Raw genomic sequence first — 7,890 nt, 5'->3', positions numbered from 1 at the left:
CCCCCCCCCCCGCCCCCCCCCCCCCACCCCCCCCCCCCCCCCCCCCCCCCGCCGATGACCGCTCCGGCGACCCCGCCGCCGCCCGCGCAGGCCCCGGGCGCGGGGAAGATCAACCTCGACAAGGGCCGTGTCAGCCTCCAGAAGAACCAGACGGTGTCCCTCGTCAAGGGCGGCCGCCCGCTGCTCTCCTCGGTCAAGATGGGCCTGGGCTGGGAGCCGGCGTACGGCGGCAAGGACATCGACCTGGACGCCTCGGTCATCGCGTACGGCCCGCAGCGCAACCACGTCGACAGCTGCTACTTCGGCAAGCTCCAGATCGTGGGCGGCGCCATCCGCCACTCCGGGGACAACCTCACCGGCGAGGGCGGCGGCGACGACGAGGTCATCACCGTCGACCTCGGGCGGCTGCCGCAGGAGGTCAGCGGGCTGGTCTTCACGGTCAACTCCTTCTCCGGCCAGAAGTTCACCGAGGTCGCCAAGGCCTACTGCCGGCTGCTGGACGCCACGACCGGCGAGGAACTCGTCCGCTTCGACCTCACCGGCGCCGAGCCCCAGACCGGCGTGATGATGGCCAAGCTGATCCGCCAGTTCTCCGGCGAGTGGGAGATGACGGCGATGGGCGACTTCGTGAAGTCCCGCACGGTGCGCGGCATGGTGAAGCCGGCCGCTCAGGCGCTGTAGCCGACCGACGGTGTCGGGCCCGGTCCGGGGCGCCCCCGGCCGGGCCCGACGGCTGGCCGAAAACGCACGTACCGCCGCCGGTCACAGGTGGTGATTTTACGGAAGTATAGGTGGCCCTTTGCCGCCCTTTGTGTAGGTGGCATGTTTTAGTCGAAGAGCCGTTCGGGCAACTGACAGGGGGACGGACATGCACGGACGAACGCGGATACGTATTCATATCCATGACGGCCGCACTCAGCGGTGTCCGGGATTCCCGTACGCGGCCAGATAACTCGGCCGCGCTTTTCCCTTTTCGCAGGCCGCACCGAACCCGCATCTGATGTGTGAGTTCGAGATCCCTTGCCTGCTTTTCGAGCCCCGCCCGTTCGACGGGCGCTTTCGGCTTTTCTCGTTCACCTACAGCGCTGACCCACGTCACCTCACATGACGTGGCGATCGGCCATGCCTGGAGGAAGCTCCCCCACATGACGAAGTTCACCTCTTTATCCCGGAAACTCGAAGAGGCGGCAGACAGCGTCATCAAACATTACTTCGAGGCGCTGCTCGCGAACCACAGCCCGTTGGCAGCCGATGAGAACGCATGGAAACAGTGCCGCCGACAGGCGACCGCGATTCTCCAGGAATGCGCGAAACACCTGCGAGGGGAAGGTCCGACAAACGCGGAGAAGGAAGCAGAATACAGCAAGCTGCTCGGCTCCTACCGGGCCCTGCAAGGCATACCGGCCACCGAGTCGGTCATCGCTTCGGAAATCCTCTGGAGTTGTCTCACGACGGTTCTCGATTCCCTGGTCGCGCAGGAGGACGACGCGACCGGGGAGGCGGTACGGGGTGCCGTCGAGTTCATCTTCAGGAAGAGCGTCGGACTCCGGCTGCACAAGGGGGTGATGGGGTACATCGAGGTCCACGGCAGACAGGGCGACGGCACGCCGGTCGCACCCGTTCGCACCCTGCTCCCCGGCCCGCTCACCCCGCGCGAACAGCAGGTCCTGGAGGGGGTCGCGCACGCGCTGAGCAACCGGCAGATAGGCCGCGAGCTCGGCATCAGAGAGGCGACGGTCAAGCGCCATATGCACAACATCTTCGAGAAGTTGGGGGCGCGGAGCCGGCTGGAAGCCGTGCAGAAGATGTACCGGAGCCCCGCGCCCCCGCTTCGTCCTACGTCGTCCGGACCGGGGCGAGTCCGCCTCGGACGGGGCGGGTGACGTCGTGGGCAGGCTCCCGCAACGCCGTGACGAGCTGCCCGATCAGGGTGGCCGCCGCCGCGAGGGCGGCCCGGTCCGCCTCGTCCGGTCCTTCCCGCTCTTCCGGTTCCGGCAATGTGGTCAGGTCCATGGCTCTCCTCGTCTCAGGGACGCCGCTGGTGGTGGTCGGTCGTCCGCTGGAAGGCGGCGGCCAGGGCGATGACCCGGTCCTCGGCCCAGTGCGGGCCCACGACGGACATCGCCAGCGGCAGCCCGTCGTCGGTGAAGCCGATGGGGACCGAGGCGACCGGGTTGCCCGTCACGCTCCAGGCGGTGGTGTGCATCGAACCCAGATACGTCGACGGCTCCAGCGGGCTCATGCCGTCCAGCGGGGGCGCGCCGAGGTGGCAGGTCGGGGTGACGATCAGATCGACCTCGTCGAAGAGCCGCTGGACCTCCGAGGAGAGAGCGTCGCGGGTGCGCTGGGCCCGTAGATAGTCGTACGACGTGATCGAGGCGCCCGCGGCGAACACCCAGCGGGCGCCTCGTCCGTACCGCTTCCAGTCCCGGGCGAGCGTGTCGTGGTGGATCTCGTGGGCCTCGGCGAGCATGAGGACGTTGCCGACGACGTTGAGCAGCGGGTAGGAGGGGACGCGCACCTCGCCGCGCCGTACCCCGAGGGCGTCGAGGTCCCGCAACGCCCGTGCGAAGAGCGCGGGTTGGGCCGGGTCCACGCCGGCGTCCGCGTACTCGCTCAGGGTGTCGACGCCGATGCGCAGTCCCGCCACGTCGGCGTCCAGGGCCCCGACGTAGTCGCCGGCCGGGGCCGTCGCGGCCCAGGGGTCGGCCGGGTCGGGACCCGCGAGCACGCTCAGCAGGCGGGCGCACAGGTCGATGGAGCCGGCGAGGGGACCGACGGTGTCCAGCGAGGGGGCGAGCGGGTAGACGCCGGTCGTCGGTACCCGGCCGCGGGTGGGCTTGAGCGCGGTGGTGCCGGTGTACGCGGCCGGGATGCGCAGGCTTCCCGTGGTGTCGGTGCCGAGCGCGGCGTCGAAGCAGCCGGTGAGGACACCGCTGCCGGAGCCGGAGCTGGAGCCGCCGGCCCAGCGCGCGGGGTCCCAGGGGTTGCGGCTGACCGGGCCCGGTCCGTCGGTGTCCGGGACGCCCAGGGCGTACTCCATGGTCGCGGTCTTGCCGACGACGACGGCACCGGCGTTCTTGAGCCGGGTCACCGCGGTGGCCTCGGGCTGGCCGTGCGGCCAGTCGGCGAGGGCCACATGGCTCTGTGCGGTGGTCGGGGCCGAGGACTCGAAGACGATGTCCTTCACTCCCAGGGTCACTCCGGCCAGTTCGCCCGTGGCGGGCCGGTCGCGGTGGGCCTTCAGCGCCTCGTCGTGCAGCGGGGTGACGAAGACGCCCAGTTTCTCGCCGAACTCCGCCGAGGCGCGGCGGGAGCGTTCGACGGCTTCCGTGACCGGGTCGTGGGTGAGCCGGGTGTCGGTGCTCATGTGCGGTTCTCCCTCACTGGGCGGCCTGCTGTCGGGGGGTGCGGGTCAGCCGGCGCAGGCCGAAGGCGACCACGAGGGCCAGGACGGCGCAGACCGTCAGCGTCAGATAGCCGTGGCCGACGCCGGCCGCGGTCGCCCCCGCGGCGCTCGCCCCGCCCTCGACGCGGTGCCGGACGGTGGTGGCGAGCACGGTGCCCACGACGGCGATGCCGAGCGCGCCGCCGGTCTGGTTGAAGGTGTTGAGCAGGCCCGAACCGACCCCGGACTCGGCCGGGTTCACATGGGCGCTGCCGATGCCGTACAGCGGGACGAAGCAGCTGGGCAGGCCGGCGCCGATCACGGCGAGCGCGAGGATGGAGACGGCGGTGCTCGACGGCTGCGTGGCGAGCACCGCCGCGCCGACGAGCTGTGCGCCGGCGCCGAGCAGATACACCCCGGCGGGTCCGAGGGCGCCCACCAGCGCGGGCACGGCGAAGGCGACGCCGAGGGAGGCGAGGCCCATGGGCAGCAGGGCCAGGCCGGTGCCGAGGGCGCTCATGTCGCGTGCTTCCTGGAAGTAGTTGCTGCCCAGATAGGTGCTGCTGATCATCACGGCGGAGGCGAGCAGCAGTCCGATGCTGGCCAGCCAGTAGGTGGGGATGCGCAGCAGGTGGAGCGGGAGCAGCGGGTCGGGGCTGGTCAGTTCGCGCCGGGTGATCACGGCGAGCAGGACGACGGCGGCGCCGATGCCGGCCCAGGCGGCGGGGGTGGTCAGGCCGTCCTGGAGCCGGATCAGGCCGTAGGAGAGGGCGGCGAGCGCGGCGGTGGTGACGAGCGCGGAGGGCAGCCGCAGGGAGCGGGCCCGGGTGGCGGGCAGTTTGGGCAGGGCGCGCAGGGCGGCGAGGCCGGCGGCGAGGCTGACGGGCAGGTTGATCAAAAAGGCCCAGCGCCAGCTGGCCGCGACGACCAGGAGTCCGCCGAGGACGAGGCCGAGGGTGGCACCGACCACCCCGAGACCGCTCCAGGCGGTCAGGGCGATCTTGCGCTGCTGCGGGAGCTGGTAGACGGAGACCACGATGGAGAGCGCGGCCGCGGACAGCAGGGCGGCGCCGGCGCCCTGAAGGAGTCGGCCGGTGACCAGAAGGCCCGCGTTCGGGGCGGCTCCGCACAGGGCCGAGGCGAGCGCGAAGACGGTGAGCCCGGTCAGGAACGAGCGGCGGCGGCCGAGGACGTCGGCGACGCGGCCGCCGAAGAGCAGCAGGCTGCCGTACATCAGGACGTAGGCGCTGACGGTCCACTGCAACGCCGAGGCGCCGGCGGGCAGATGGGTTCCGATGGACGGTAAGGCCACGTTCACCACGGTCGCGTCGAGCATCACCATCAGCTGGGCGACGCCCACGACGGCCATCGGCGTCCAGGGGGCGGTGGCGGGGAGCTCCTCCACCGCGGTGGCCGGGAGTGCGTTGGTCATGTGATCTCCTTCCTCTCCGAAGGTACATTCATTCGCATGAATAGAAAAGTGTCGAGGGTGAACCTACACTGAGTCCATGGCTGACGCTCCCCTCATCGACCGGTGGCTGACCCTGAACCGGCTCAGTGCCCAGATCAACCGGGCGATCGAGCAGACCCTCTCCGCCCGCCACGGCCTGTGCGCCGGCGCCTACGAGATCATGGACGTCCTGCGGGACGCGCCCGAGTGGACCCGCCTGGGCGAACTGAGCGGCGGTGTCTCGCGCAGCCAGCCGCAGACCTCCCGCCTGGTCACCCAGCTCGTCGACGCGGGTTATCTGGAGCGCACCCCCTCCCCCGGCGACGGCCGCAGCACCCAGGTACGGCTGACCCCGGCCGGCCGCCGGATCTTCCAGGCCGCCACCGTCACGGTCGAGGAGCTGCTGCGCACGCTCACCGAGGAGAACCTCGACGCGGGCGCCCTGTTCCTGGTGCCGGACCCGACCGGCTGATCCTCACCCGGCCGCGTCCGGTTCCAGATGGTGCACCGGGGTGACGTCCGCCCAGGTGAGAGCCGCCGACCCCCAGGTGAGGCCGCCGCCGAACGCGGTGAGGACAGTGCGTGCGCCGGGGGCGAGGCGGCGCTCTTCGGCCGCGTGGGCCATGGCGAGCGGGATCGAGGCCGCCGCCGTGTTGCCGACGTCCTCGAGGTGGGCGACCAGCCGCTCGGCGGGCAGTTCGAGCCGGCGCGCCACCGCCTGGAGGATCCGGATGTTGGCCTGATGGCCGATCAGCCCCTCGATCTCCCCCGGCTCCCAGCCGACCGCCTTGGCGACCCGCCGGGTCGAGTCGACCATCGCGGGCACGGCCCGGGCGTAGACCTCCCGCCCCCGCATCCGCAGATACCGCTCCCCCGGCGGAACGGTGATCAGCTCCTCCCCGGTGCCGTCGCTGCCGAGGTCGGTGTGGAGCACCGCCCCGTCCCGCGCGGCCGTGCCCCGTTCGAGCAGCACCGCGCCCGCGCCGTCCCCGAAGAGGATGGCGGTCGAGCGGTCGTCGGGATCGGTGATCGTGGAGTACCGCTCGGCGCCGATCACCAGGGCGCTCTCACACGTCCCCGCCGTGATGAGCGAGGAGGCGACGGCCAGGGCGTAGACGAAACCGGAGCAAACGGCCGACAGGTCGAACGCGGCCGTACCGGACAGGTCCAGCAGCGACGCCACCCGCGGCGCGGTGGCCGGGCAGGTCCGGTCGGGGGTGGTGGTCGCCACCAGCACCAGGTCGCAGCCGGTGCGGCCGGCCGACGCGAGCGCCGCCCGGCCCGCCGCGGCCGCCAGTTCGGCGGTGCCGGTGTGCGGCGCGGCCACCCGCCGCCGGGCGATACCGGTGCGGCTGTGGATCCACTCGTGGGAGGTGTCCAGGTGCCGTGCCAGGTCGTCGTTGGTGACGACCCTCGACGGCAGACAGGTCCCCAGACCGGACAGGACGGCGGCCCTCCCGGCCGCCGGAGGAGAACTCACGATGCCCCCAGGGGAGTTGACGATGACGGAAGGGGTGTCGCGGCCCGGCTCATGCGCCCAGCACCAGCGCGCAGTTGGCGCCGCCGAAGCCGAAGGAGGTGCTCACCGCCACCGAGAGGCGCTGCTCGCGCGCGGCGCCCAGGACGACGTCCACCTTCTCCATCCCGGGGTCCAGGGCCTCGGTGTGCGCGACGGGCGGTACGACCCCGGAGTTCAGGGCGCGCAGCGTCAGGACGGCCTCGATGGCACCGGCCGCGCCCAGGGTGTGCCCGAGCACGCCCTTGTTGGACGTCACGGAGGGGCCCTGCGGGAACAGCCGGCTGATCAGCGCCGCCTCGATGCGGTCGTTGTGCGGGGTGGAGGTGCCGTGCGCGTTGACGTGGTCCACCGCCGCGGGCGGCAGCCCGGCGTCCCGCAGTGCGGCCCGCACCGCCGCCTCGGCGCCCGCGCCGCCGGGATGCGGGGCCACCGGGTGATGGGCGTCGTTGGTGAAGCCGTGTCCGAGGACCCGGCCGCGCGCCGGGGCCCCGCGGCCGTGCGCCGACTCCTCCCGTTCCAGGACCAGCGCGGCCGCGCCTTCCGAGAGCACGAAGCCCGAGCGGTCGGCGGCGAACGGCCGGGACGCCCCGGGCCCGGTGTCGTCGGCGAGGGCGCCCATCGCGGCGAAGCCCGCCGCGATCACCGGCACCACACCCGCGTCGGTTCCGCAGGCGATCGCGATGTCGCAGGTGCCGGCCCGCAGCAGATCGCGGGCCAGCCCGACGGCCGCGGTGCCCGAGGCACAGGCGGCCACCACGGTGTGGGACGGTCCGGCGGCGCGGTGACGCAGCGCGATGGTGCCGGCGGCCATGTTCATCAGGGACCGGGGATGGACGTACGGCGACAACGCCTGCGGCCCGCGGTCCGTCAGCCGGGCGTGGGCCGAACTCAGCACCGCGGCACCGCCCATGGCGCATCCCACCACGACGGCGACCCGGGCGCCGTCCCAGGTACGGGAGTCCAGGCCGGCGTCGGCGACGGCCTCGTCCACCGCGACCAGCGCGTAGCGGATGAAGGGGTCCAGGTGCCGGGTGCCCTTGCCCGGCAGGGTCTCGGGGCCGAAGTCGGGCACGGCGAGGCAGCGGCGGCCCGGGACCGCGTCGAGGTTCGCCACCGCGTCGGGAAGGGAACGGCCGTCCCGTACGGCCTGCCAGGTCGCGTCGACCCCGGCACCGGCCGGGGTGATCATGCCGGTGCCGGTGACGACGACCCCCGGGCCGGTGGTGGGCCTGGTCATGCCGTGCGCTCGCCGTCCTTCTCGCGGACCAGTGCCACCAGTTGGGGCAGTGTCAGCTCGCCCAGGGTGGACTCCAGCTCGCCGAGGTCGACGCCGGTGTTCTCCTTGACGACCACGACGAGTTCGGTGATCGCGAGGGAGTCCAGCTCCAGGGCGGCGAGGGTCGCGGTGTCGGTCAGCTGGTCGGGGGCGACTTCGAGGTCCTCGACGAGGACCCGGTCGACGAGGTCACGCAGGTTGTCCATGGGTGGTTGGCCTTTCGTGGAGGGGTGTGGAGGGGGTCGGTACGACGTGGC

9 protein-coding genes are annotated in these 7,890 nt (G+C 72.3%); 3 read left to right on the top strand and 6 right to left on the bottom strand.

The genetic code is table 11. The annotated features are described in order from the left end of the window. Both TN53_RS34990 and TN53_RS48610 read left to right on the top strand, forming a co-directional pair. Nucleotides 1-681 (top strand): TerD family protein (locus TN53_RS34990; protein ID WP_046262829.1); only part of this gene is annotated, 681 nt, incomplete at its 5' end. Nucleotides 682-1,145: 464 nt separating this feature from the next. Continuing rightward, complete coding sequence (locus TN53_RS48610) at nucleotides 1,146-1,883, top strand: response regulator transcription factor (RefSeq protein ID WP_046262822.1); 738 nt, start codon at nucleotides 1,146-1,148, stop codon at nucleotides 1,881-1,883. Here the strand turns inward: TN53_RS48610 and TN53_RS47550 are convergent. The 3 genes from TN53_RS47550 to TN53_RS34975 are packed head-to-tail and all read right to left on the bottom strand — an operon-like array spanning nucleotide 1,837 to nucleotide 4,820. Beyond that, nucleotides 1,837-2,013: a hypothetical protein gene (locus tag TN53_RS47550; protein WP_159038231.1), complete on the bottom strand. Its 177-nt coding sequence runs from the start codon at nucleotides 2,011-2,013 to the stop codon at nucleotides 1,837-1,839. The two genes, TN53_RS48610 and TN53_RS47550, sit on opposite strands and share 47 nt — an antisense overlap. A 13-nt stretch (nucleotides 2,014-2,026) precedes the next feature. Continuing rightward, nucleotides 2,027-3,370 (bottom strand): amidase, encoded by a 1,344-nt coding sequence (locus TN53_RS34980; RefSeq protein WP_046262821.1) that lies wholly within the window; start codon nucleotides 3,368-3,370, stop codon nucleotides 2,027-2,029. Nucleotides 3,371-3,383: 13 nt separating this feature from the next. After that, complete coding sequence (locus TN53_RS34975) at nucleotides 3,384-4,820, bottom strand: MFS transporter (protein ID WP_046262820.1); 1,437 nt, start codon at nucleotides 4,818-4,820, stop codon at nucleotides 3,384-3,386. A gap of 76 nt (nucleotides 4,821-4,896) precedes the next feature. On the opposite strand from TN53_RS34975, the gene TN53_RS34970 reads away from it, so the two are divergent. Further along, complete coding sequence (locus TN53_RS34970; RefSeq protein ID WP_052745360.1) at nucleotides 4,897-5,310, top strand: MarR family winged helix-turn-helix transcriptional regulator; 414 nt, start codon at nucleotides 4,897-4,899, stop codon at nucleotides 5,308-5,310. A gap of 3 nt (nucleotides 5,311-5,313) precedes the next feature. Here TN53_RS34970 and TN53_RS34965 read toward each other — a convergent pair whose 3' ends face one another. From TN53_RS34965 to TN53_RS34955, 3 genes are read right to left on the bottom strand one after another with little or no spacing between them, the layout of a single operon-like run. Next, nucleotides 5,314-6,318 carry a beta-ketoacyl-ACP synthase III gene (locus tag TN53_RS34965; RefSeq protein ID WP_046262819.1) on the bottom strand — a complete coding sequence of 335 codons (1,005 nt, stop codon included), beginning with the start codon at nucleotides 6,316-6,318 and terminating at the stop codon, nucleotides 5,314-5,316. A 49-nt stretch (nucleotides 6,319-6,367) separates the two neighbouring features. Next, nucleotides 6,368-7,594, bottom strand: coding sequence for a beta-ketoacyl-[acyl-carrier-protein] synthase family protein (locus TN53_RS34960; protein ID WP_046262818.1), 1,227 nt, complete (start codon nucleotides 7,592-7,594; stop codon nucleotides 6,368-6,370). Beyond that, entirely contained in the window at nucleotides 7,591-7,839 is a 249-nt protein-coding gene (locus tag TN53_RS34955; RefSeq protein ID WP_046262817.1) for an acyl carrier protein, read from the bottom strand. The genes TN53_RS34960 and TN53_RS34955 overlap by 4 nt, the downstream gene beginning before the upstream one ends. Between the last annotated feature and the right edge of the window lie 51 nt (nucleotides 7,840-7,890).

This window comes from Streptomyces sp. WM6386 (assembly GCF_000972385.1).
Classification (GTDB): domain Bacteria; phylum Actinomycetota; class Actinomycetes; order Streptomycetales; family Streptomycetaceae; genus Streptomyces.
This window is presented reverse-complemented; position numbering and strand designations above follow the sequence as displayed.